Source organism: Streptomyces sp. NPDC047079, assembly GCF_040643755.1.
Lineage (GTDB): Bacteria > Actinomycetota > Actinomycetes > Streptomycetales > Streptomycetaceae > Streptomyces.
On sequence record NZ_JBEYUZ010000025.1, the window covers coordinates 40,149 to 61,354 of the forward strand.

A 21,206-nucleotide genomic window follows, 5' to 3' on the forward strand; every position below is an offset into this window, starting at 1 on the left:
GCGCGGGGCGGCGCCCGGCGCGGGACGCCTCAGACGCCGTCCGGTGCCGCGGGCGCGGGCTCGCGGGCACGGCCCCGCACCTCCAGGCCGGCCAGCAGTTCGGCGGTGGCCGCCGCGACCGCGTCCACGGCCCGGTCGAACACCTCACGGTTGTGGGTGGCGGGGGCACGGAAGCCGGAGACCTTGCGCACGAACTGAAGCGCGGCGGCCCTGATCTCCTCGTCCGTGGCGTCCTCGGGAATGGCGGGCGGGCGGAGTGTCTTGATGCTGCGGCACATGCGTCCAGTGTCGCGCTTTCCGCCTTGTACGCACCCATCCTCGCCCGCCGCACCCGCTGGGGGTCAGACCGCGTGGGTCTTGTCCAGCAGTTCCAGGACCTCCGCCGTCGTACCCGTCTCGCCGAGGCGCGGGAAGATCCGTTCGACACTGCCCCGGTGCGCCTCGGGGTCGGCGTCGGCCATCGCGTCGGTGACCAGCGTGACGTGGTACCCGTGCTCGTACGCGGCCCGCGCGGTGGACTCGACGCCGATGCTGGTGGCGATGCCGGTCAGCACGATCTGCGTGACGCCGCGCCGGCGCAGCTGGACGTCGAGGTCGGTGCCGTGGAAGGCGCCCCAGTTGCGCTTGGTGACATGGATGTCTCCCGGGTGACCAAACAGTTCGTCGACGACGACGTCCCAGCCCTCGGGGAAGGCGCGGGCGCCACGCTGCTGCTCGGTGCGGCCGGGCACGGCGTCGGAGCCGTCGGGGGCGAAGGTGACGCGGACCAGGACGACCGGGAGGTTCCGGGCCCGGAAGGCGTCGGCCAGTTCGGCGGTGCGGGCCACCACCTCGGGGCCGCTGTGAGGCCGCGTGGGCAGGCCCACGATGCCGTTCTGGAGGTCGACCACGACGAGGGCGGTGCGCGGGTCGAGGGTGGTGAGAGCCATGGCTCAGGCCTTTCCGGGGGGAGGGGCGAGGGCGGACGGGGTGGACGGGGAACGGTCGGCGAGACCGACCAGCACGAGCAGGACGGATGCCGCCGTCACGAACAGAGCCAGGCAGCGCCGATCGGGACGAGCGCCACGGCGGTCTTCGAGGAGTCGACCGGGTTCAGTACGGAACCCGGGATCATCGGGGCGATCAGCGGGCGGTCGAAGGCGGGCGGGGCGCCGGGGCCGGACGGCCGCGCGGTCGAGTGCGGACGTCACGGGCGCGTGAGCCGTTCCAGCAGGGACAGCGCCTCGAGAACGGTCCGCCGCTCGTCCTCCGTGTAGCGGTCCTGGAGGGCGCGGGCCAGCCACTCCTGTCGTGCCTGCCGGTCGCCCTCGATGCGCTCGCGCCCGGCGTCGGTGAGGGTGACCAGTTGGCGGCGGCCGTCATGGGGGTCGGGGCTGCGCAGGATCAGCCGGTGCTGTTCGAGGACGGCGAGCGTGGCGGCCATCGACTGGGGGCGTACGCCCTCGGCGGACGCCAGGGTGCTGGCGGTGGCGGCACCGCCCTTGCCGACCAGGGTGAGCGCGGACACCTGGGAGGGCGTCAGCTCGTCGTCCCCGGCGACCTCGCGGATACGACGCCGCAGCCGGCTGAACAGCACCCGCAGATCCCGGGCCGCGCGAGCGGCGGACGCGGAGACACCTTCGGGGTTCTGGTCCATGCCGCCACCGTAAATCCATCAGGTAAGCCTGTCCAGTTTCACCTGAGCAGTTTTACCTGCTCCAAGCGGAACCAGGGGCCCGTGACGGAGACCCGTTCGAGTGAAGTGAGAGAAGCGGCTCGCACCGAGAAATCGAACAGGCGTAGCATTGCGGTGTGGCTGCGAGCTATGACTTCCCGAGCGACCTTCTCGCCGGCCAGGAGGAACTGCATCAGGTCCGGGCAGAGCTCCTGGCCCTGATGAAGCGGCTCCCCTGGTCGGTGGAACCGCTGGACGCGTTCAGCGACGACAACGGCTGGCGCAAGGTGGAACGCCCCGCCTCCCCGGGCTGGACCGCGGACGAACAGGCAGAGGTGGAAAAGCTCCGCCGGCGGGAAAGGGAACTCGCGGTCTTCGTCTCCTGCCACCGCTTCTGGGCGGAGGTGGCGACCGAGAACAAGGTGGACGCCCGGATGCGCCTGAAGCACGCGCAGGGGGACGAGCCCTAGTCGGCCGCCCCCAGCCCCCGATGACCCGGGACACCGGGATCGGCGGCCTCGATGTCCGGGTGTCCGGGCTGGTTGGGACCGCCCTGCCTGTGCCACGCTGGGGGACACTCAGCCTGGTCTGAAGGGAGCACCCGCGCCGCCCTTGGAGGTCACCACGCTGACCGGGGCGCGGTACGGGTAGTCCCGCTCGACTGTGCGCGGCACCAGGTCGCGCGCTTGATGCCCTCTTCGAGGGGGCGTGATGGGCTCGACCCCGGGATTGAGGGGCGAACCATGAACGACTTCACCGTGGCCACCGAAAAGCACCCCGACCGCACACTGATCACCGTGTCGGGGGACATCGACCGTCAGACATGTCCCGAACTCGCCCAGGCCGCCGCCGTGCCGCTCGACGGCAGGACGCTGCACCTGGAGATGTCGGGAGTCTCCTTCATGGACTCCAGCGGCCTGCACCTCTTGCTCCTTCTGCGCCGGCGCCTGCACGAGGACGGCGGCCGTCTCGTCGTCACCGGCCTTCAGCGGCAGCCCACGCGGCTGCTGCATCTGACGGAGACTTACGAACTGCTCAACGCCTGAGCGGCACCGACGAGACCGAGCGGGCCTGTACCCGGCGCCGGCGGCGCCGGGGACAGGCCCGTGCTGGAACTCTCCTTAGGCTGGAGCCAAGCGTCGGCCCGAGTGGTGGCGGTCCTCATGTGCCGCCGTCACTGAGGTCACCGCTCCCCCCCCCACGGGGACCCACCCCCGGGGGAACGCGTCGCGAGCTGTCACGGAACAAAACTCGTTCGGGTGCGCACCTGGTGCAGGATCTGGCCGGGATGTCCAGGCTTGATCTCGCGATGGGTCTCTGCGGAAGGTGAAAGAACATGCCGACGTACGTCGCCTTGCTGAGCTGGACCGATCAAGGGATCCGAAACTACAAGGACACCGCTAAGCGCGCCGAGACCTTCGGCTCAGCGGTACAGAAGCTCGGGGCGAAGCTCCTGAGTATCTACTGGACCGTCGGTCCGTACGACCTCGTGGCCACGGTCGAGGCTCCGGACGACGAAACCGCTACGGCAGCACTCCTACAGCTCGGTGGGGTAGGCAGCGTCCGTTCCACGACTCTGCGGGCCTTCGGCCGAGAGGAGATGGAGCGCATCATCGCCAAGGCGGCCGGCTGAATCCCTGACCAGAGTCGACGTTAGGTCTGGTGGCTCTGACCTGGGGGACCGCCGACCACGTCGACGGCCGGATCAGGGAGTGAAGCGGCCGAACACGATCAAGGCCCAGGTCTCCGGGTATCCACCCGCTGACCTGGGCCTCGTCGTGTCCTGGGACTGGTGGGCGCGGACGGTTTCGAACCGCCGACATCCGCCTTGTAAGGGCGGCGCGCGGGATGGCCGCGACACACAGGCCACTCCCGCTTTGAAGGGTCCGCAGGTCACCCGTACGACTCAGCTGAGAGGAGCCGCTGTTGACCGTGGTTGACCGCTCTATCTGGCACGGCTGTGGCACGGTTGTAGCCGGGCACGACAGAAAACCCCCGACCGGATCTCCCGGCCGGGGTTTCGTCAGGAACCGAGCACCTCATCGAGGCGTTCGTTGACGGCGTTCAGGTGTTTGATGCCGATGTCCATTTCGGATGCCATGAGGTCGAAGGAGGCTTGGTCGTTGCCGACAGCGCCGGTGGTGCAGGCGGTGGCCGAGTTGGCAAGGTGCTCCAGGGCGAAGTTCCAGCGCTTGTCCGTAGCCGGGTCGGGGAACGGGTCGCCGTCTTGGGCGGCTTCTACGTCGGCGGTGAGGGTGGAACAGCTGTCGCGGAGGCCGTCGAGGTCGACGGGATCGGAGGCTTTGCTAACGGCGCTGAGGTCTTTGGAGAGGGTGTTGAGGGTTTTTATTCCGCCGCCGTCTCTCCAGTCCGCGAACTGCTGAGCAATGTCTGGGCTGGCGGTGGATGTCGGGCTCGCAGGGCCGCTGGCGGCCGGTTCGGCCTTGTGGCTGCCGCCGCCCGAGCTGCTGTTGATAGTGACACCCACGCCGATGATGGCGGTGATTGCAGCAACGGCGGAGCCGATGATGATCGCGTTGGTGCGGCTCTTCTTCGGCGGCGGTGGCGGTTCGAATGCCGGCATGGGCGGCGTGATCTCGTAACTCATTGTCTCCCCAGGGATGTTGCTGTGAGCGGTGAATCATCTCGCGCTCGTGGCGCTTTGTGGAGCCCTTGTGGCGGAGTTGTGCCCATACCATGCACGGACAACCTCCGCGCGGCGCGCCCCTCGTTCAAGGTGTGCTGTGACTGCGGCACCAATCGGTCTCGAAAACCGTCGTGGCGCGAGTCACCGTGGGTTCAAATCCCACACTCACCGCGCATATGAACGGTCCCTGACCAGGTGAAACGGTTAGGGGCCGTTGTGGTGCGCGATGCCCGCGAGCCACCGTGGCTCCCCGCGGTTCCCCGTCGTCGATGCGAACTACGTGCGGTGGTCACTGAGGTTCGCTGGGCACGTCACGCGGTCACGCGGGGCCGACGGTTGTGGTGGGTGATTGCAGTACTTCCCTGCTGCACAACACCCACGCTGACCGCAGCTTTACAAGTTCGGTCCGAGGCGCCTCCATGGCCGTCTGACCAAGTGGACGTGTTCCGTCGAGGAACGCACCCAACCGCTGCTGTCTACCGTCGTTGATGTCAGACGTGGATGTCAGCGAGCCCCGCTACCAACCTCCGCCGAACAGCGGCTGCAAGGTGGACGCCACGCCTGACGTCACCGCGAGGATGCCACCGAGGCTCGCCAGTGTGGTGGTCGCGTTCTGGAACAGCTCTTGCCGTAGTCGTGCCCAGCGGGCGGTCCAGAAGATCATCTTGAGCTTCTGCCACTTGTGCTGGCGAAGATGGCAGCCCATGAGGACGCCGTGGCTGTTGTGGCGGCATGCGCCACCACGTCCCGCGGCTCCGCACCAGACGGGCACGTTGAAGAAGAAGTAGAAGGCGCTGACCCCGGACAGGACCACGAGCACGACCGGTCCGAAATCGAAGGTCAACCAGCCCGCTACCAGCACCGCAAAGACAACCCAACCCCAGTACTTCCCGAATCCCCTCATGGGCGTCGATGATTCGGTGTCGCCAGCCCCGAGGGGGCGGCGCGGTGGGGGCGCACGGCAGCAAGCTGGTGCGCCGGGTGAGCGCTGCTCTCCGGCCGGCCTCGGTAGCCGGTCTACTGATCGGCCCTTCCGCTGACCAGCGAGGCTGAGGAAGCCCACGGCTCTGACCAGTGCAGATGCCGTGGGCTTCTGTCATTGTCGGTCGGCGTCGGCTGACCTTGCACGGCCCGGGGACGGCCCGACGCCCGCGCCTGGGGGAGTCGTCTTGTCAGCCGAACAGTTCCGGGAGTGGGTACGTCTCGAAAGGCTCCTCTGATCGGTCGGTCCAGCCCCACCAAGTGTGCTTGGCCGACACACCTAAGCAGCGACCGGCAAACGCGCCGCTGGCAGTCGTTCTCCCGTTTGGAGAGCACGAAGTCGTTGGGCGTCATGGGCCCTCGGTGCATACAGCGAAACCACCCCCGTCGACACCGTGAAGTAGGTATGGTCGACCTCCCGAACGACTGCGTAGAGAGCCGCAAGCGCGAGTCGAATATTTGAGTGGGGGGACAGTGTCCGAGATCCAAGAGGGACAGGAATGTCGACCCGAGCAGGTATTCATGGATGCTCAGTTCGACTTCTGTGAGACTATACTCTCGCTGGATCAGCTTCTAAATGCGTCTACGCTCCCAGCGATTAAGCATATCGACTCTGCCCGGCGAACTAAAACCATCATGGATGCCATTAGTTCCGGAGGAGACGGTGAGGCTGTTCGTGCCTGGCTGGAGCTAGGCAGTAGAAATTACGCCCAAATTCAAGCCATTGCGGATGAGCGGGAACGGAATGTCGCCCTGTCGGAGTGGCAGGAGAAAAGGCGGGATAGCCTAGCAGAGATAATCAAGAACGCTGCGGAGAGTGGACATGATGTCGGCTCACGTATACACCTAGCGGTTCGACAGGTGAGGGCTCGTCCGATGCCAGATGACCTGATTCGGCGGTCAGTTCTTGTCACGCTGATCAGTGCATTCGAGGCGGTAATCGGCAGGGCGTACAGGGCGACCCTAAAGAGAAGGCCGGAACTTTACATGTCCGGGGAGCGGGAATATTCTCTCGCGGAGATCGTCAAGACTGGGTCCCTGGAGCCGCTCATTGAGGCAGCAATCGAGAAGAAAGTGGATGCAGCCCTCCGCGGTGGCCTCGAAGACTGGGAAAAAATCTTCATAAAGGTCGATGCCCACTTGAAGAAACTGTGCATCAACTGGGAAAACACGGTTGAAGTATTCCAGCGCAGGAACGCATTGATTCATACTCATGGATCCGTCAATTCCACCTATGCGGCCAAGGTGAAAAATGCGCCGCCGGTAGGAACTCCTTTGGTGATTGACGACGGCTACTTGAGGCAGGCTATTAACCAAATCGCCGCCCTCGGTAATCTACTAATCCTCCGCTCTTGGTTGCACCTGTATCCGCAAAGTAATTTCCTCGCCACGGGAGTTCTTTACCTCTATCTGGATGATTTCTTGAGTTGTGGGTACAATGCTGCAGTGGAAAAAATGGCAGATGAGATGAAAGGGGTGAAGAACGACCTGGATGTGAAGATTCAGATGCGCCTATACGCGTGGCTGGCGCGCAAGAATATGTATGGGGTCGAGGCGATCAGGTCCGACCTTGAAGCATGGGATACTAGTGCCCTTAAATCGGAATTCGCATTTTCGAAGGCTTTTCTTTTGGGTGACTTCGAGGGTGCTGAAGAGCTAAGAAAAGCCGCGGCGGCTAGGTCGGAGCCGTGGGCGGCTGATGTTTCGAGTATGGCGATCGTCAGGTTTCATCAGGATAAGTAAAGATGCGGCAAGTGGGCTCACAAGGTCGGCGGAGCGGCTTTGGGCTGGAGCTGCTTTGGGGCGAGTGATCATGGCCCCGTAAGCTTCCGGCGAGTCGGGCAGTCTGTGGACCTGCCCGTTAAAGCACGACGTTGGGGCCATGATCTTAGAGGCTCGCCCCAAAGTGGCTGCCTAAAGCCGTGGAGCCGACCGCCCCGGCCAAAGAGGGTGTCTCCCACTTCATGCCCGCAGCCGCCGAGCGCGCCGCCGGGCGCGGCCAGCCGGGGCGCAGACAGGAGGCAGGCCGCGCCGCAGAGGCGGCGCGCGCCCGCGCCGTGCGCGGGCCTTGATGAAGTAGGGAAAGTCTTACCGCGCTCTGATCACAGAGCGAGTGATCACAGAGCGAACGGCTCGTAGGCCAGTGCTCGGTCCACGACCTTCTGGGCCGTCAGTTGCGGATCGAAGTCCCAGAAGACGTAGTCACTGATGTGTGGGCAGCTGAGTCCGCGTTTGAGTGCTGCGATGATCTGGGCGGCTTCTGCCTCGTCGGCGTAGTCGGCATCCATGAGCCGCTGAACGAGGAGGATGCCTTCCTCCCGGCTCATGTTCCGCGGTGTCGTCATGCCGCCTCGCTGCCGGGCTTCTGCCCGTGTTCGAGGTAGACCGGTGCGGCTTCGTTTCGGGCCTCGGCAGCTGCGAGGATGCGTCGGGCCAGTCGTGGGATCGTGCGCTCGACGATCTCCTCCGAAGAGACGAACGCGAAGCTCTTCAGCTCCTCGGGCTGCAAGGTGATCGCTGCCAGGTCGTCCTGGCTGAGCTGGCCGCCGTCGAACAGGTAGAGCACCTTGTCGCCCTCGGCCTCGTTCGGGGCCCAGTCGACCGCGAGCAGGCGCCCGATGGGCGGTGTGATCCCCAGCTCCTCCTGGACCTCACGGATGGCGGCATGCAACGGGGACTCGCCGGTCTCGACGTACCCGCCGGGGATCTCCCAGTAGTCCTTGTAGGAGGGCTCGACCATGAGGACTCGCCCGGCGGCATCAAAGAAGAGCGCACCCGCTGCCATGCGCGGATGCGCCATCTTCGCTTCATGTGCATTCGGCGCCATGCAGCCGAGGGTACCCAGCTCAGACGACATGCAGCCTCTCGGCCAGGTTCGCCAGGCTGCGGCTCGGCCGGCCTCGCTGGTTCCGGACCCAGGTGAGGACGAGCTCACGCGCAAGGTAGTGGCTTCGCACCTGCTCGGGCGCCCAGGTCTCCGCTTCGAGGACCTTGGCCAGTGCGTCGTCCATGCGGTTGTGGGCGCTGAGCGCTCGGGCGACTTCGAGGTTGTGCCGGGTCCGGCGCTCGGTGGGCAGGCCGCTGGTGTCGATCTGCGGCCCGAGGTCCGCCGCGATCTGCATGTCGCCCAGCTCTGCGGCCGTAGCCACTCGGTGGATGGCGACGTTGGTCGGGCCGAAGGCGGTCCACACGTGGTTGGCGTCGCTTCCGAGACGCTGCGCTGCCCGGTCGGCCTCGGCGAGGAACGACTGAGTCGTGGCGCGGTCTTCCGCTCGGGCCGCTGCCATGGAGCCGGTGAGAAAGAGGGTTCCGTAGATTGACAGGAACTCGGGGCTCGCGTGGTCCAGGTCGGGGCGGAGGTACTCCCCTGCGTCTCCGATGAGCTGCGTGGCGGCGTCGAAGCGGCCGTTGGACAGCAGGCAGTGAGCCACGGACCGGAACAGGGACCCGGTCACCACCGTGTTGCCGGACTGCTGGGCCGCTGCCAGTCCGCGGTCGGCCGCGATCCATGCGAGGTCGGTCTCACCGAGCTTGGTGAGGACCATGGCCGCGCCCTGGTAGGTCATCGCCATGAGCTCGTGCGCCTGCTCCCGTTCCCGGCCTTCGTAGGCCTGGGCGGCGATGAGCGCGTCGGCCAGCAGGAGTGGCAGGCGGCGGGTCGCGAACGCGTAGCGGGAGTCCTGGTAGGCGTCCCACACCTCGGCGACGCTGCTGCGGAGTTCGTTGAGCGGTGTCGGCTCACCCTCGGTTGTGACGCCCAACAAGGGTGTGAGTTGGCGGTAGTTCATCAGGGCCGAGCGAAGTGCCGGCACCGTGCGGGTCCCGCTGTCCGCCGTCCAGTCCAGCAGCGTCGGCTCGGCGAGCAGGTCGCCCAGCGTCACGTCGAGCGCGTCGGCCAGGGACTTGATGACCGAGAGCCGGTCCAGCTCGATGCGGTTGTTCTCAGCCTTGCTCAGCCAGTCGACCGTTCGGCCAACCAGTCCGGCCAGGACCTCTTGGGACATGCCCCGCCTGCGGCGGTACCAGGCGATGCGTTCGCCGATCGTCAGGTTCGTCGTCATTCCTCGCATGGCAAGAGCGTCCCCCCGTCTCTATATGGGACCCCGGAGAGATTTTCCGGGGTACTCCAACGGCCTGCTCCTAGCGTTGATGACACCCGAGGGGATGACAGGTCGAACGCAGGACGAAGGAGCCACAATGCCGCTGACCCCGGCCGAAGTGGTGGAACTGATCAGTGAGGCCAAGGCACTTGGCCAGGAGGTGGCCGCGCTGGCAAACCGTGCTGACGCGTTGGTCAACCGCCTTGCGCCTGGTCCCGGACCAACTGCTCAAGCTGATCCATCCGCTCGGCCAGCCGACGCACCTCTTGGCGGACATCGGACAGGTACGCGGCGATCTCCACGAACTCGGGGCTGTGCTTCGTCGGACGCGGCTCCTCGGGAAGGGTGACGAAACTGCCCTTGCCCTGGTGAGAGATCACGAAGCCGTCCTCACGGAGGCGTGAGATCGCCTGCCGGGCGACGGTCCGTGAGACCTCATGAGTGGTCATGAGGTCGGTCTCGGACGGCAGCTTGGTGCCTGGGGTCAGCTCTCCCTGGCGGATGCGCCGCTTGAAGTCATCGGCGATCTCCAAGTACTTGGCGCGTCCCGTGAACTCGGCCATAGCCCCTCTCAGTGCTTGTCGCACTAAGTGCAGCACATCCGACCGACAACAGTCGAGAACCCACTTGACGTACTAAGTACTTCAGGTGCACTCTCATGACAGGTCGACGTACTAAGTACGTCAAGTTGGACGACACCTAGGAGCGCGCTCATGCGTCAGATTCCCGTCGACACCTCCGCCGCGACCGTGATGGTCGCCAAGACCCCGCAGCCCAAGGTCAAGGACCGCCGTACGGGCGAGATCGCCACCGACACCGAGACCGGCGCGAAGCTGATGACGGTCGACGTGATGTTCGCGGCAAACGACGAGGTCGAGATCCTGTCCATCACCGTCCCCGAGCCTGGCATCTCCGGTGAGCTGGCCATGGGCACGCCGGTCGCGCTCACGGGCCTGATCGCCCGGCCGTGGGAGAACGACTTCAACGGCCAGAAGCGGCACGGGATCGCGTTCCGCGCGGTCGCCGTCACCTCGCTCGCCGCTGCTGCGTCGAAGCCCAAGGCCGCCTGATCGTGACCGCCTTCACGGTCACGTTCGTGCTGGTCGTCGCCGCTGCGGGTCTCCTGCGGTGGCGGCGCCCCGCCTGGTACTGGCTGACCTTCGGGGTCACCCTCGCCACGCTGCGGGTCCTGGTCCGCTACGCCTCCGTCATGGACGCCTGCGGACTGACCATGCCGCCCCCGCGCTGGCGCCTGGCGTTAGCCCGGGCCACCAACCGGCCCGCGCCGGAGTCCCGCCCGCCGCGCATCCTGCGCCTGCGTCCGACCCGGACCGGCCTGGTCCTGCGGCTCAAGCTGCGGCCCGGGCAGGACGCGTTCGACGTCGCCGCCGCCTCCGACCGGCTGCGCCACTCCTTCGCGATGTACGGCGTCACCTCGCGTGAGGTGCGCTCGGGTGTGGTCGAGGTGCGGATGACCAGCTACGACGTTCTCAAGCGGGTGCAGATGCCCGCCAAGACCGACCCGCGCCCGATGCGGGTCCCCGTCGCGCTGCGGGAGGACGGCGCGGTTCACTACCGCGACTACCGGGCGATACCCCATGCGCTGACCCTGGGCGCCACCGAGTCGGGGAAGTCGGTCTACCAGCGCAACCTGGTGGCCGGGCTGGCTCCGATGGACGTCGCCTTGGTGGGCATCGACTGCAAACAGGGGGTGGAGCTGTTCCCGCTGGCCCGCCGGTTCTCCGCGCTCGCCGACAATCCCGACACCGCCGCCGAACTGCTCGACGCGCTCGTGGCCCGGATGGAGAGCGTGTACCAGCTCATCCGCGCCGAACAGCGCATCACCTCGGACGTACCCGACGCCGAGATCGCCGCCGATATCTGGGACCTGCCCGATCACCTGCGCCCCGTGCCGGTCGTGGTCCTGGTCGACGAGGTCGCCGAACTCGCCCTCTTCGCCACCAAGGAGGAAGAGAAGCGCCGCGACCGGATCATCACCGCCCTGGTCCGGCTCGCCCAGCTCGGCCGCGCGGCCGGCATCTATCTGGAGATCTGCGGGCAGCGCTTCGGCTCCGAACTCGGCAAGGGCATCACCATGCTCCGCGCCCAGCTCACCGGCCGTACCGCCCACCGCGTCAACGACGAAACCTCCGCCAACATGGCTTTCGGCGACATCTCCCCGGACGCCGTCCTGGCCGCGATCCAGATCCCTGCCGAGATGCGCGGGGTCGCCATCGCTGGGGACTCCTCCGGCGGCTGGCACCGCATCCGCGCCCCGCACACCTCGCTGCGCCAGGCCGTCAACACCTGCAACCGGCACGCGGACCAAACTCCGGACCTGCCTGAACTGGCCCCCTTCCGGCCCGCTCTGACCGGCGCTCCGGCGGCTGTGGTTTCGCTGTCCAAGACGGCCCCCGCCACGGCCTGACCTTCCCTACACCCCCGGTCGGCGCGACCGCCTTCGCGCCAGGTCCCTACCCCCGCCATGCCTGATGAAAGGGAGACCCCGGCATGTGCCCCAACTGCGAGGACTTCGCCCGCACCGTGCTCCTCCTGGGCCAACTCGCCCTGTACGCCGACATGACCGGCGCAGACCTCGACTTCGTCGAAGCCGTCAGCCCCTCCCTGGCCGTCTCACTGCCCGAACCGCCCCCGGGCCTCTTCCCGCCCGGCTACGACCCCAATGACGGCCCCGCCTATCCCGGTGAGGACTCCTGATGGCCCGGCCCGGCCTGCGGGTGGACGCGGTCCTGGTCCAGGCCGTCATCGCCGGAGCCCTCTCCTTCGCCCACCTCCACGACCTCGCCTCCGCGGCCGGGCAGGACGGGTGGAAAGCCTGGGCCTACCCGGTCAGTGTCGACCTGCTCCTGGTCGCCGCCTGGCGACGCCTCCGCAGCGACGGGCCGTCCCGGCTCGCCTGGTGCTGGTTCATCGTCGCCCTGTTCGCCTCACTCGGCGCCAACGTCGCCACCGCCGGATTCCTGAACCTGGCCCATCCGCCCGCTCTGCTCCGCCTCGGCATCGCCGGATGGCCCGCCCTCGCCTTCCTCGGCGGAACCCTCCTGGCCCACTCAGCCGAACACCGGATGCCGGTCCCGCCGGCACCCGCCCCCACCCCGGCACCCGAGACCGACCCCGAACCCGAACCCGAACCCGAACAATCCACCACCCCGTCTTCGGAGCCCCAGCACGACCCCGCTCCGACACCCACCCAGGACGCCCCGGCTCTGCCCGTGTCCGCCCCGGCGCCTGCGGTTCCGGCGGTGCTGATCGACCACGCCCGCAAGGTCGCCGACGAGTACCGCACCCGCACCGGCTCCCCGATCGACACCGACACGCTCCGCGCCCGCCTCGGCGTCCCGCCCCACCTCGCCGACGCCATCGCCGCCCACCTCGCCTGACCAGGACGGAGATCAGACATGCGCGACTCGACCCGGCACGCCCTTGAACGGGCGGCCGAACTGACCCGGCAGGGACGCCTCACCGAAGCCATGGCCACCGCTGAGCCCGTGATCCTCGCTGCCGACTCCGACGAGTCCGCCGAGATCCGCCGGTGGCTCACCGACCACACCGACGACTTCACCAAGGAGGACTGAGCGTCATGCCTGCCCGCGACCACTTCCACTCCGTGATGAGCATCGGCCCGGTGCAGATCGGCACCCACCGCGACCGCAACGGCCAGACCAAACACGCCGCCGTGTGCACCGCAGACCGCTGCGGCTGGTCCGCCGACTACTCCAGCGCCTCCGCCGCCCAGCTCGCCGCCCGCACCCACCGCTGCCGCGTCCGCTAGGAGACCCCCGCCATGCAGGTCCCTCTCTGGTTCGCCCTGCTCGTCGTCGGCTACCTCGGCATCAAGCTCATCCGCCCGCCCTGGTGGCTCATCGCCGTCCTACTCCTGGGCGGATACCTCCTCGCCGACAGCCTCCTCGCTCCCGCCATCGACGCAGCCGTCAAGTAGCCCGCAGCGAAAGGAGATCCACCATGCTCCGCCCGAAGATCCCGACCATGCCCACCCCGACCGCGCTCAGCACGCCGCCCGCCGTCGTCGAGCCGACCACGGTCATCCCCGCGGCCCCTACCCCGCCGTCCGCCCCCGCGGCCCCGGCGCCGACCCGCCCCACGGTTCAGCTCACGCCCGGTACCGCGCTCGCCCTGGTTGGCGGTGGCACGGCCGTGGTCCTGGTCGTCGGCGCGGTCCTCGTCTCGATGCTCCTCGCGGTCGCCATCACCGGCGTGTCCGTCGCCGTCTGCGCTCTGGTGATCCGCTCCCTGATCCACGCCGACGCCAAGCGACGCTGACCGGCCCCCGGGCGGCCTCGATACCGCCAAGCATCCGCCGCCCGGGCGCCGTCCCTGTCCGATCACGCGAACCGGAAGGAACGTCCAGCATGACCCACCGCACCCCACCCCGGCCCCGCACCTGCGGCAACTGCGACGGCTTCGCCTCCGTCGCCATCACCCTCGGCGGCCGCGACGCCCGCGGCCACCTGCGCACCATCACCGCACACTGCCCGGCCTGCCACGGCACCGGCACCGTTCACCGCCCGGCCGCCCGGGAGGGTGCCCGTGCTTGACACGCTGCTCGACCCGACCACCCTCAGCGACCTGCTGAGGGTGGCCTCGGCCCCCGACTACACCCGCTGGGAAGACCAAATCCGCCGCACCGGCGGCTGCGCCGACCCCATCCACCTGACCGGCTGGACCCTCCACAAAGACAAGGTCACCGGCGAGACTCTGCACCACTACACCACCGAGAACGAGCCCGGCGGACGCCTCCGCGTCGCGTGCGGCAACCGCCGCGCCTCCCGCTGCCCGGCCTGCGCCTGGACCTACGCGGGCGACACCTACCACTTGATCCGCGCGGGCCTCGCGGGCGACGACCGCCGGGACATCCCCGCCACCGTCCGCGACTACCCCCGCGTCTTCGCCACCCTTACCGCCCCGTCCTTCGGCCCGGTCCACAACCGCCCTGATCACGGCGTCTGCCGCTGCGGCACCTGCCACGGCGCCGACGATCCCACCCTCGGCACCGCCCTGGACCCGGCCACGTACGACTACGCGGGCGCCGTGCTGTTCAACAACCACGCAGGGCAGCTCTGGCAGCGCTTCACCAACCGGCTCCGTCGCGAGATCGCCGCCCGCGCCGGCCTTTCCCAGCGGGAGCTGAAAGAGTGCGCGCGGCTGTCGTACGGCAAGGTCGCCGAGTTCCAAAAGCGCGGTGCCGTGCACTTCCATGCCGTGATCCGCCTGGACGGCCCGGAAGGACCGGACACCCCACCGCCGTCCTGGGCAACGGTCGACCTCCTCACCGACGCGATCCGGGCCGCCACCACGCACTCGTACACCTCGGTCTCCGTCCCCGCCGCCCAGGATCAACCGGCCCGCACGTTCCGCTGGGGCACCCAGCTCGACGTCCGGCCCGTGAAGGCCTTCGGCGACGGCTCCGAGATCACCGAACAGGCCGTGGCCTCCTACGTCGCCAAGTACGCCACCAAAGCAGCCGAGAACACCGGCACCCTCGACCGCCGCATCGGCGAACTGGCCGAACTCGACCGCCACCAGGTCCCCGACCACACCCGCCGACTCATCCAGGCCTGCAAGACGCTCGACCCCCTGTACCCGGACCGCCGCCTATGGGCCTGGGCCCACATGCTCGGATTCCGCGGCCACTTCTCCTCCAAGTCCCGCCGCTACTCCACCACCCTCGGCGCCCTCCGCCAGGACCGCGCCGACTACCGCGCCGCCCAGGAACACGCCGCTCTCGGCCTGCACGACCGCGAGCCGGACACGGTCCTCGTCCTGGCCGACTGGCGGTACGCCGGACACGGCCACACCCCCGGCGAATCCGCCCTCGCCGCCACCATCGCCCGCGACCTCCAGCTCAACCGCGAAACCGCCCGCGAAGCCCTACGCGACCAGCTCGCCCAGGAAGGAGCCCCAGAGTGAAAGACCGCTATCTCAGCGTCGACCAGGTCGCCGAGATGCTCGGCACCACCGCGCGCTTTCCCCGACGGTTGATCGCCGAGCGCCGCATCACGTTCGTCAAGGTGGGGCGGCATGTACGGATCCCCGAGAGCGCCGTCGACGCCTTCATCCAGGCCCACACCGTCAAGCCGATCACAACCCGGTCCACGCACGCCAAGGCGGTGGCCTGATGCCGAACGCCAAAGGTCGCCGCCGCCGCTTCGGGTCCGTTCGCAAGCTGCCCTCGGGGCGCTTCCAGGCCCGCTACCGGGGTCCGGACGGGTTGATGCGCGCAGCTGACGACACCTTCGCTACGCAAACCGACGCCAACCGCTGGCTCGTTAGGCAAGAGGCCAAGATCCTGAATGGCGCCTGGCAGAACCCTGACCTCAAAGTGATGTTCGGGGCGTACGCGGAAGCCTGGTTCAAAGATCGCGACTATGCGGCCACGACCCGCGAACGCAATGTCGGCATCCTGAACCTGCACATCATGCCGACGTTCCACGCGGTGCCGCTCCATACGATCACCACGCCCCAGGTGCGGCGCTGGCGTACGGGCCTCCTGGATGCCGGGGTCGGCCCGGCAACAGTCGCCAAGGCCTACACGATCCTCCGTACGATCCTGAACACGGCCGTGGACGACGGACTGATTCAGCGCAACCCGTGCCGGATCAAGGGTGCTGGTACGGCCACCCACGCAGAGCGGCCCTTCTTGTCCGTACCCGAGGTGTACCGGCTCGCAGACGCCGTTCCGCCCCACTGCCGAGCCCTCGTCCTCATGGCGGCCTTCTGCGCACTCCGCTTCGGTGAGCTGGCGGCCCTGGAGCGCCGTGATGTCGATCTGGAAGCCCGCACCGTCTCCGTCCGGCGCTCGTACTCCGAGACGCGCACAGACGGTCTCACGGTCAAGGCGCCCAAGAGCGCGGCCGGTGTCCGCACTGTGGCGATCCCGGCCTCGCTCGTCGAGGAGCTGGCGCACCATCTGGCCGAGTACGCCGGTGCCGGCCGAACCGGGCTTGTCTTCCTCGGCGCCCGGGGTGGTGTCCTGCGGCGGAACAACTTCCGGCGGATCTGGCTCCGTGCCCTCGCAGCGACCGGCCTCGATGGCGTCCGCTTCCATGATCTGCGGCACACCGGCAACACCCTGGCCGCGACCGGTGGCGCGACCACCCGGGAGCTGATGCATCGCATGGGCCACTCGTCCATGCGAGCAGCGCTGATCTATCAGCACCTCGTGAACGGCCGCGACCACCAGATCGCCGACTACGTCGACGGTCAGATCAGGAGGGTGAAGCAGCCCCCTCACGGCCCATCTGGCACGTAAGTGGCACGACGGCTGCGAACGGCCGGGAAAGATCAAGGCCCAGGTTTCCGGGTTCTCCCCGCTGACCTGGGCCTTTGGCATGTCCTGGGACTGGTGGGCGCGGACGGTTTCGAACCGCCGACATCCGCCTTGTAAGGGCGGCGCTCTACCGCTGAGCTACGCGCCCTGGACCAGGCGACAGCCTACCTTGCCCTGGGGGATGCCCCGCAATCGCGCTGAGCGTCCGTACACGGGACCGTTCTGCGAACCGACCGCCTCGTGTGTTCGTCTTCAACCGGTGGGAGAATGACACCGGCAGGGCGAATGACAGCACGGGAGAGGGACGTGACGGCCACACCATCGCAGGCCACACCACCACAGCCGTCCACGCCGTCCGCGTCATACGGGGGCACCCCCGTCCGCGACACCTTCGCCCTTCTCACCCTTCCGCTCGTCGCCGCGCTGCTGCTTCCCGCGGCGTTCGCCGGGGGCGGGACGCGACGGTGGTTCGGGGGGCGGGCCGAGGGGGTGCGGGCCGAGGCGCAGGCCGCCAAGGACGCCGCGGCGGCCGCGTTCTACGAGCTCGACACCGCGCAGCGGGATCTGAGGATCTCGGTCGAGACCATCACCGCCGTCGACGACTCCCCCGCCGCCCGCCGGGTCATCACCGACTTCGAGGCGCTCGGGCGGCGCATCGACGAGGCCAGTCACCGGTACATCGAGGCCGTCGACGCGCACGACCTCGACCGGGTCGATCTCGAAGCCTCCGCGGCCTCCCGCGCCCGGGCCGAGCTCGTCGCGGCCAAGGACGAACTCGGCCGCGTCAAACAGGAGCTGGATCGTTTCGGCGAGAGCCTCGGGCCGCTGCTCGGCAAGGCGGAGACCCAGCTGGCCCGGCTCGCGCCGGCCGTGGAGCGTGCCCGCCAGGCGCTGCTCGCCGCCAGCAATGCCCTGGACGGCGCCCGGGCCTCCGGGCTCAGGGCCGACGACCTCGCCGCCCGTCTGGCCGCCCTCGCCCCGGAGCTGACCAAGCTCAACCAGGGCGCGGGACGGCATGGCGTGCCGGGGACCCTGGAGCGCGCCGAGCGGGTCACGCGGGAGGCAGAGGCCGTACGGGTGGAGGCCGCGCGGCTGCCGGAGAGGGCCGCGGAGATCGACCACCGGCTGGTTTCCCTGCGCACCCGGGCGCAGGCGCTCACCACGCGCGCCGGGCAGGTCGAGCCCGTGCTGAGCGAGCTGCGGCGGCGGTTCACGGCCGCCTGCTGGCAGGACCTCCAGCAGGTGCCGGAGCAGGCCGCCGAGGCGGTGCGGCAGGCGGAGCTGAAGCTGAAGGAGGCGCAGGCGGCACGGGACGCTCAGCGCTGGCCGGAAGCGACGTCACTGCTGTCGACGGTGCGGGCGCTGCTGAACACCACGGACGAGGCCGTGTCCGCCGCCGGGGACCGCCTCAGGAAGCTGAACGCCGTCCAGAAGGATCCGCAAGCGGAGATCGAGCGCACCCGGTTCGCGATCCGGGACGCGCAGCGGCTGGCCATGGCGGGCCGGACGACCCCCGATCCGCGGCACGCCCGCCCCCTGGACGACTCCGTGGCCCGGCTGGAGCGCGCGCTCGGCTCGCTGGAGGGCCGCCACCCGGACTACTGGCACTTCCTGACGGAGACCGAGGCGGTGCGGCAGACGGTGGCCCGGGTGGTCGCGCAGATCCGGGAGGAGCGGGGAGCCGGTCACTGAGCCCGGCCGGCCCGGCCCGTCACCGCGCCGGTCCCCGGGAAGGGCGGAAGGCCGGCCACCGAGTCCCGATCCCGTCTCACGGGCCGCCGCTCGGGTCCGCCCTCCGCCCCGGGAGGCACCGGTCAGGTCCGGTAGGCGTAGTACGCCGCGTTCGGGTACGACGCGATGATGCTCGCCACCGACCTGTTGAAGGTGTTGGTGGAGTGGTACGTCACGTAGGGCACGCCCTGCGGGCTGCGGTAGGTGACGATCATGGAGTGGTCCTTGGACCCGTCCTTGTTGAAGTCCATCTGCAACACGTCACCGACGTCCATCTGGTAGACGTTGGCGAGGCTGGTGACCCGCTTGGAGGACAGGGCGAACCACGAGAATTCGTTGACGCCGACGAACGAGTCCGACTGGATGTCGGAGTTGCCGAACCACTTGTGGAAGTCCGACGTGTAGCCGGGGACATGCTTCCAGCCGCCCGCCTTCAGGGACTGGCTGACGAAGTTGGTGCAGTCGCCGCCCGCGCCATGCCCGTTGAAGTCGGGGTAGGCCGGGTTGTAGTTGTTCCAGTACTTCTGCGCGTACGCCGCCATGGCCTTGTAGTCGTAGCCGGTGGCGGAGAAGTTCTTCGCCTTGGCCTGCGCGGGCCGCGAGGTGGACGAGCGGGTCGCCTCGGGCGGGCCGGCGTCGGCGGCGGTGGCCGGTGCGGCGACGGCCGGCTTGGCCACCTGGTTCACCGCGAGGTAGCCGTCGTCGGTGTCACGGATACCGGTCAGCTGCCAGTCGCCGTGCCGGTCGGCCTTGAACGTCAGCTCGTGGTGGGCCTGGAAACCGGTGGTCTTCGGCTCGGTTCCCTCGGCCTTCTCGTACGTCAGGGTCGTGGTCTCGGTGACGTCGACCGTGGCGTGCCGGCCCTTCACCTGCGTAGCGTCCAGCTTCACGCTGGTGCTGGCCGCGCTGTACTTCTCGCCCAGCTTCGCGAGGCGGGACTTGCGACCACGCAGCTCCGACAGCGCGGAGCTCTCCTGGTGCGACTGCGTGCCCGACAGACGCACCTTGCCGGAGAACCCGGACGTCAGACGGTGCTGCTCGTCCCCCTCCCCGCTCTTGCCGTCCACCAGGGCGTTCGTGCGGTCGGTGAAGACCGCGTCGGCCAGCCGCTGGAAGGTGGCCTTGGTCGCCGGGTCCACCGTCGGGTCGTCGGTGACGGCCGCGCCCGCGCTCCAGTTGGGCACCAGGGCCACGCCTGCGACCACCGAGGCAGCCGCCGCCGAGACTATGGTGGCGCGACGCCGCTTACGGCTCAATCTTCTTGATTTCAAAGGTGTTTCCCCTCTACGCCGGTACACCTACCGGGAGACGGCATCTTCGCACGGCGGGCGCGTCGGTTGTGAAGAGGGGATGCACAAGTGGAACCAAGGGGTTACAGGGGTCACGTGGCCGCCGTGGTCACTTGGCACCGTGGTCACTTCACGTCGTGGTCACTTCACATCGTGGTCACTTCACATCGTGGTCACTTGACCACCGTCGACCAGTCAGGCGACTGTGCCGGGTCCAGGCCGCGCAGCCGTTGCAGGGTCGCGGGCTTCTGCACGTCGAGCCAGTCGGCCAGCTCCCTGAAGGACACGCACTTGACGCCCTTCTTCGTGCACACGTTCTTCACGACCTGGTCGATGGCCTTCATGTAGATGCCCCCGTTCCAGTCCTCGAAGTGGTTGCCGATGAACAGGGGTGCCCGGCTGCCGTAGTAGACACGGTTGAAGCCGGCCATGTAGGACTCCACGGTCATCTGCTCCCACTGGGGATACTTCGCTGCGTCGCCGTGGGTCTCGCCGGCCGATTGGTTGTAGAGGAAGTTGAAGTCCATCGACAGACCCTGGTACTTGCCGCCCTCGTACGGGAGCATCTGGAGCGGGAAGTCCCAGACGCCGTCCTTCTTGGCCGGCCATATCTGGAAGTCGCCCGGGGAGCTGGCGTCGTAGCGCCAGCCATAGCTCTTGAGGGCCTTCAGCAGGTTCTTCTGGCCCTCCAGACAGGGAGCGCGGCCGCCGGTGACCTCCTTCTTGAAGTCGAAGGGCAGCGCCGGGATGTCCTTGAAGCCGGTGTTGGTCTTCCAGTTCTCCACAAAGGAGTAGAACTGGTCGATCTCGCTCTTCCACTCCTGGACGCTCCAGTCGCCGCCGCCCTTGGCGCCGCAGAAGTGGCCGTTGAAGTGGGTGCCGATCTCGTTGCCGTCCTCGTACGCCTTGCGGAGCTGCTCCAGCGTGGTGCGGATGTGCTCGTCGGTGGCGTAGTCGATCGCGGCGGCGCCGACCGGGTGCTGCGGCGGGTGGTAGAGGTCCTTCTTGCTCTTGGGCAGCAGGTAGATGCCCGTGAGGAAGAACGTCATATGGGCGTCGTACTGCCGGGCCAGCTCGCGGTAGTGGGAGAAGAGCTGGTCGTCGCCCTGGAGGGCGCCGTCCCAGGAGAACACGACGAACTGGGGCGGTTTCTCACCGGGTTTGAGCGGCTGCGGCTTCAGCTCGCTCTTCTGCGGGCCGGTGTACGAGGTGGAACCATCCCCGATGATCTTCGTCTTGCCGTCCCACTCGGGTTCCTCGGCGGCCTTGGCGCCGGCGTTCTTGCCCGCGCCCTTGCCGGTGCCGGACCCGGCGGAGGCGGTCGCGGCGGTGCTGTCCGGCCGGGACACCGCCAGGAAGGTGATCGTCACGGAGGCGACTGCGAGGAGGACCGCCAGGGTCACGCGGCCGTTGAGATGGGCCAGGCGGGAAGGGCGTGCTCGGCGGCGATGACCGTTTCGCGTTGTCATGGGCGGCTCGTTCTGCGAGGAGGGGG

General features: G+C 68.2%; 28 protein-coding genes and 1 tRNA gene. 17 read left to right on the forward strand and 12 right to left on the reverse strand.

Annotated elements, in window-relative coordinates:
- Window positions 1-29: 29 nt before the first annotated feature.
- The 3 genes from ABZ823_RS25675 to ABZ823_RS25685 all read right to left on the reverse strand — a co-directional run bounded on the left by ABZ823_RS25675 (window position 30) and on the right by ABZ823_RS25685 (window position 1,636).
- Entirely contained in the window at window positions 30-278 is a 249-nt protein-coding gene (locus ABZ823_RS25675) for a DUF2277 domain-containing protein (RefSeq protein ID WP_361664866.1), read from the reverse strand.
- A gap of 63 nt (window positions 279-341) precedes the next feature.
- Window positions 342-929, reverse strand: a complete 588-nt coding sequence (locus ABZ823_RS25680) for a hydrolase (RefSeq protein ID WP_361664869.1) — start codon at window positions 927-929, stop codon at window positions 342-344.
- A gap of 257 nt (window positions 930-1,186) precedes the next feature.
- On the reverse strand, window positions 1,187-1,636 hold the full coding sequence (locus ABZ823_RS25685) for a MarR family transcriptional regulator (RefSeq protein ID WP_361664872.1): 450 nt from the start codon (window positions 1,634-1,636) through the stop codon (window positions 1,187-1,189).
- Window positions 1,637-1,791: 155 nt separating this feature from the next.
- Between ABZ823_RS25685 and ABZ823_RS25690 the strand changes: the two genes are divergently transcribed.
- From ABZ823_RS25690 to ABZ823_RS25700, 3 genes are all read left to right on the forward strand, one after another.
- Window positions 1,792-2,124: a hypothetical protein gene (locus tag ABZ823_RS25690; protein WP_361664875.1), complete on the forward strand. Its 333-nt coding sequence runs from the start codon at window positions 1,792-1,794 to the stop codon at window positions 2,122-2,124.
- 273 nt (window positions 2,125-2,397) lie between these two features.
- A complete protein-coding gene (locus tag ABZ823_RS25695) occupies window positions 2,398-2,700 on the forward strand; it encodes an STAS domain-containing protein (protein ID WP_361664878.1) in 303 nt (100 codons plus the stop codon).
- 290 nt (window positions 2,701-2,990) lie between these two features.
- The gene (locus tag ABZ823_RS25700) at window positions 2,991-3,287 is read left to right on the forward strand and encodes a GYD domain-containing protein (protein WP_361664880.1); all 297 of its coding nucleotides are present in this window, start codon (window positions 2,991-2,993) and stop codon (window positions 3,285-3,287) included.
- Window positions 3,288-3,677: 390 nt separating this feature from the next.
- Here ABZ823_RS25700 and ABZ823_RS25705 read toward each other — a convergent pair whose 3' ends face one another.
- Both ABZ823_RS25705 and ABZ823_RS25710 read right to left on the reverse strand, forming a co-directional pair.
- Window positions 3,678-4,262 carry a hypothetical protein gene (locus ABZ823_RS25705; protein WP_361664883.1) on the reverse strand — a complete coding sequence of 195 codons (585 nt, stop codon included), beginning with the start codon at window positions 4,260-4,262 and terminating at the stop codon, window positions 3,678-3,680.
- 556 nt (window positions 4,263-4,818) lie between these two features.
- Window positions 4,819-5,145, reverse strand: coding sequence for a hypothetical protein (locus ABZ823_RS25710; protein ID WP_361664886.1), 327 nt, complete (start codon window positions 5,143-5,145; stop codon window positions 4,819-4,821).
- 611 nt (window positions 5,146-5,756) lie between these two features.
- Between ABZ823_RS25710 and ABZ823_RS25715 the strand changes: the two genes are divergently transcribed.
- The gene (locus ABZ823_RS25715) at window positions 5,757-7,025 is read left to right on the forward strand and encodes a hypothetical protein (RefSeq protein ID WP_361664889.1); all 1,269 of its coding nucleotides are present in this window, start codon (window positions 5,757-5,759) and stop codon (window positions 7,023-7,025) included.
- 374 nt (window positions 7,026-7,399) lie between these two features.
- Here ABZ823_RS25715 and ABZ823_RS25720 read toward each other — a convergent pair whose 3' ends face one another.
- The 4 genes from ABZ823_RS25720 to ABZ823_RS25735 all read right to left on the reverse strand — a co-directional run bounded on the left by ABZ823_RS25720 (window position 7,400) and on the right by ABZ823_RS25735 (window position 9,945).
- The gene (locus ABZ823_RS25720; protein ID WP_361664892.1) at window positions 7,400-7,627 is read right to left on the reverse strand and encodes an e9imm peptide; all 228 of its coding nucleotides are present in this window, start codon (window positions 7,625-7,627) and stop codon (window positions 7,400-7,402) included.
- Window positions 7,624-8,109: an NUDIX hydrolase gene (locus ABZ823_RS25725; protein WP_361664895.1), complete on the reverse strand. Its 486-nt coding sequence runs from the start codon at window positions 8,107-8,109 to the stop codon at window positions 7,624-7,626. Before ABZ823_RS25725 ends, ABZ823_RS25720 begins: the two co-directional genes overlap by 4 nt.
- 19 nt (window positions 8,110-8,128) lie before the next feature.
- Complete coding sequence (locus ABZ823_RS25730) at window positions 8,129-9,343, reverse strand: helix-turn-helix transcriptional regulator (protein ID WP_361664898.1); 1,215 nt, start codon at window positions 9,341-9,343, stop codon at window positions 8,129-8,131.
- Between the two features lie 233 nt (window positions 9,344-9,576).
- Window positions 9,577-9,945, reverse strand: coding sequence for a winged helix-turn-helix domain-containing protein (locus ABZ823_RS25735; protein WP_361664901.1), 369 nt, complete (start codon window positions 9,943-9,945; stop codon window positions 9,577-9,579).
- A gap of 150 nt (window positions 9,946-10,095) precedes the next feature.
- On the opposite strand from ABZ823_RS25735, the gene ABZ823_RS25740 reads away from it, so the two are divergent.
- From ABZ823_RS25740 to ABZ823_RS25795, 12 genes are all read left to right on the forward strand, one after another.
- The gene (locus ABZ823_RS25740) at window positions 10,096-10,452 is read left to right on the forward strand and encodes a hypothetical protein (protein WP_361664904.1); all 357 of its coding nucleotides are present in this window, start codon (window positions 10,096-10,098) and stop codon (window positions 10,450-10,452) included.
- Window positions 10,453-10,454: 2 nt separating this feature from the next.
- Window positions 10,455-11,810, forward strand: a complete 1,356-nt coding sequence (locus ABZ823_RS25745; protein WP_361664906.1) for an FtsK/SpoIIIE domain-containing protein — start codon at window positions 10,455-10,457, stop codon at window positions 11,808-11,810.
- Between the two features lie 83 nt (window positions 11,811-11,893).
- The gene (locus tag ABZ823_RS25750; protein ID WP_311698314.1) at window positions 11,894-12,100 is read left to right on the forward strand and encodes a hypothetical protein; all 207 of its coding nucleotides are present in this window, start codon (window positions 11,894-11,896) and stop codon (window positions 12,098-12,100) included.
- Window positions 12,100-12,783, forward strand: coding sequence for a DUF2637 domain-containing protein (locus tag ABZ823_RS25755; protein WP_361664910.1), 684 nt, complete (start codon window positions 12,100-12,102; stop codon window positions 12,781-12,783). Before ABZ823_RS25750 ends, ABZ823_RS25755 begins: the two co-directional genes overlap by 1 nt.
- A gap of 18 nt (window positions 12,784-12,801) precedes the next feature.
- Window positions 12,802-12,978 (forward strand): hypothetical protein, encoded by a 177-nt coding sequence (locus ABZ823_RS25760; protein WP_361664913.1) that lies wholly within the window; start codon window positions 12,802-12,804, stop codon window positions 12,976-12,978.
- 5 nt (window positions 12,979-12,983) lie between these two features.
- Window positions 12,984-13,175 carry a mobile element transfer protein gene (locus ABZ823_RS25765; protein ID WP_355903453.1) on the forward strand — a complete coding sequence of 64 codons (192 nt, stop codon included), beginning with the start codon at window positions 12,984-12,986 and terminating at the stop codon, window positions 13,173-13,175.
- A gap of 12 nt (window positions 13,176-13,187) precedes the next feature.
- Complete coding sequence (locus ABZ823_RS25770) at window positions 13,188-13,343, forward strand: hypothetical protein (protein ID WP_361664916.1); 156 nt, start codon at window positions 13,188-13,190, stop codon at window positions 13,341-13,343.
- Window positions 13,344-13,366: 23 nt separating this feature from the next.
- Window positions 13,367-13,684: a SpdD-like protein gene (locus ABZ823_RS25775; protein ID WP_361664919.1), complete on the forward strand. Its 318-nt coding sequence runs from the start codon at window positions 13,367-13,369 to the stop codon at window positions 13,682-13,684.
- Window positions 13,685-13,773: 89 nt separating this feature from the next.
- Complete coding sequence (locus ABZ823_RS25780; RefSeq protein WP_361664921.1) at window positions 13,774-13,959, forward strand: hypothetical protein; 186 nt, start codon at window positions 13,774-13,776, stop codon at window positions 13,957-13,959.
- The gene (gene repSA / locus ABZ823_RS25785) at window positions 13,952-15,331 is read left to right on the forward strand and encodes a replication initiator protein RepSA (RefSeq protein ID WP_361664924.1); all 1,380 of its coding nucleotides are present in this window, start codon (window positions 13,952-13,954) and stop codon (window positions 15,329-15,331) included. Before ABZ823_RS25780 ends, repSA begins: the two co-directional genes overlap by 8 nt.
- The gene (locus ABZ823_RS25790) at window positions 15,328-15,540 is read left to right on the forward strand and encodes a helix-turn-helix domain-containing protein (protein ID WP_361664927.1); all 213 of its coding nucleotides are present in this window, start codon (window positions 15,328-15,330) and stop codon (window positions 15,538-15,540) included. The genes repSA and ABZ823_RS25790 overlap by 4 nt, the downstream gene beginning before the upstream one ends.
- Entirely contained in the window at window positions 15,540-16,673 is a 1,134-nt protein-coding gene (locus ABZ823_RS25795) for a tyrosine-type recombinase/integrase (RefSeq protein WP_361664930.1), read from the forward strand. Before ABZ823_RS25790 ends, ABZ823_RS25795 begins: the two co-directional genes overlap by 1 nt.
- Window positions 16,674-16,764: 91 nt before the next feature.
- On the opposite strand, the gene ABZ823_RS25800 is transcribed toward ABZ823_RS25795, so the two are convergent.
- Window positions 16,765-16,839 (reverse strand) — tRNA-Val (locus ABZ823_RS25800).
- 158 nt (window positions 16,840-16,997) lie between these two features.
- Here ABZ823_RS25800 and ABZ823_RS25805 point away from each other — a divergent pair.
- Entirely contained in the window at window positions 16,998-18,383 is a 1,386-nt protein-coding gene (locus tag ABZ823_RS25805) for a hypothetical protein (RefSeq protein WP_361664933.1), read from the forward strand.
- Window positions 18,384-18,505: 122 nt separating this feature from the next.
- Here ABZ823_RS25805 and ABZ823_RS25810 read toward each other — a convergent pair whose 3' ends face one another.
- Both ABZ823_RS25810 and ABZ823_RS25815 read right to left on the reverse strand, forming a co-directional pair.
- Window positions 18,506-19,627, reverse strand: coding sequence for an amidase domain-containing protein (locus ABZ823_RS25810; RefSeq protein ID WP_361664936.1), 1,122 nt, complete (start codon window positions 19,625-19,627; stop codon window positions 18,506-18,508).
- 257 nt (window positions 19,628-19,884) lie between these two features.
- On the reverse strand, window positions 19,885-21,180 hold the full coding sequence (locus tag ABZ823_RS25815) for a hypothetical protein (RefSeq protein WP_361664938.1): 1,296 nt from the start codon (window positions 21,178-21,180) through the stop codon (window positions 19,885-19,887).
- Window positions 21,181-21,206 lie beyond the last annotated feature (26 nt).

Excerpts from the sequence above, each read along its gene's own strand:
- ABZ823_RS25675 (WP_361664866.1), bottom strand. The coding sequence starts at position 278 with ATGTGCCGCAGCATCAAGACACTCCGCCCGCCCGCCATTCCCGAGGAC.
- ABZ823_RS25680 (WP_361664869.1), bottom strand. The coding sequence starts at position 929 with ATGGCTCTCACCACCCTCGACCCGCGCACCGCCCTCGTCGTGGTCGAC.
- ABZ823_RS25685 (WP_361664872.1), bottom strand. The coding sequence starts at position 1,636 with ATGGACCAGAACCCCGAAGGTGTCTCCGCGTCCGCCGCTCGCGCGGCC.
- ABZ823_RS25695 (WP_361664878.1), top strand. The coding sequence starts at position 2,398 with ATGAACGACTTCACCGTGGCCACCGAAAAGCACCCCGACCGCACACTG.
- ABZ823_RS25700 (WP_361664880.1), top strand. The coding sequence starts at position 2,991 with ATGCCGACGTACGTCGCCTTGCTGAGCTGGACCGATCAAGGGATCCGA.
- ABZ823_RS25705 (WP_361664883.1), bottom strand. The coding sequence starts at position 4,262 with ATGAGTTACGAGATCACGCCGCCCATGCCGGCATTCGAACCGCCACCG.
- ABZ823_RS25720 (WP_361664892.1), bottom strand. The coding sequence starts at position 7,627 with ATGACGACACCGCGGAACATGAGCCGGGAGGAAGGCATCCTCCTCGTT.
- ABZ823_RS25725 (WP_361664895.1), bottom strand. The coding sequence starts at position 8,109 with ATGGCGCCGAATGCACATGAAGCGAAGATGGCGCATCCGCGCATGGCA.
- ABZ823_RS25730 (WP_361664898.1), bottom strand. The coding sequence starts at position 9,343 with ATGACGACGAACCTGACGATCGGCGAACGCATCGCCTGGTACCGCCGC.
- ABZ823_RS25735 (WP_361664901.1), bottom strand. The coding sequence starts at position 9,945 with ATGGCCGAGTTCACGGGACGCGCCAAGTACTTGGAGATCGCCGATGAC.
- ABZ823_RS25740 (WP_361664904.1), top strand. The coding sequence starts at position 10,096 with ATGCGTCAGATTCCCGTCGACACCTCCGCCGCGACCGTGATGGTCGCC.
- ABZ823_RS25750 (WP_311698314.1), top strand. The coding sequence starts at position 11,894 with ATGTGCCCCAACTGCGAGGACTTCGCCCGCACCGTGCTCCTCCTGGGC.
- ABZ823_RS25755 (WP_361664910.1), top strand. The coding sequence starts at position 12,100 with ATGGCCCGGCCCGGCCTGCGGGTGGACGCGGTCCTGGTCCAGGCCGTC.
- ABZ823_RS25760 (WP_361664913.1), top strand. The coding sequence starts at position 12,802 with ATGCGCGACTCGACCCGGCACGCCCTTGAACGGGCGGCCGAACTGACC.
- ABZ823_RS25765 (WP_355903453.1), top strand. The coding sequence starts at position 12,984 with ATGCCTGCCCGCGACCACTTCCACTCCGTGATGAGCATCGGCCCGGTG.
- ABZ823_RS25770 (WP_361664916.1), top strand. The coding sequence starts at position 13,188 with ATGCAGGTCCCTCTCTGGTTCGCCCTGCTCGTCGTCGGCTACCTCGGC.
- ABZ823_RS25775 (WP_361664919.1), top strand. The coding sequence starts at position 13,367 with ATGCTCCGCCCGAAGATCCCGACCATGCCCACCCCGACCGCGCTCAGC.
- ABZ823_RS25780 (WP_361664921.1), top strand. The coding sequence starts at position 13,774 with ATGACCCACCGCACCCCACCCCGGCCCCGCACCTGCGGCAACTGCGAC.
- ABZ823_RS25795 (WP_361664930.1), top strand. The coding sequence starts at position 15,540 with ATGCCGAACGCCAAAGGTCGCCGCCGCCGCTTCGGGTCCGTTCGCAAG.
- ABZ823_RS25815 (WP_361664938.1), bottom strand. The coding sequence starts at position 21,180 with ATGACAACGCGAAACGGTCATCGCCGCCGAGCACGCCCTTCCCGCCTG.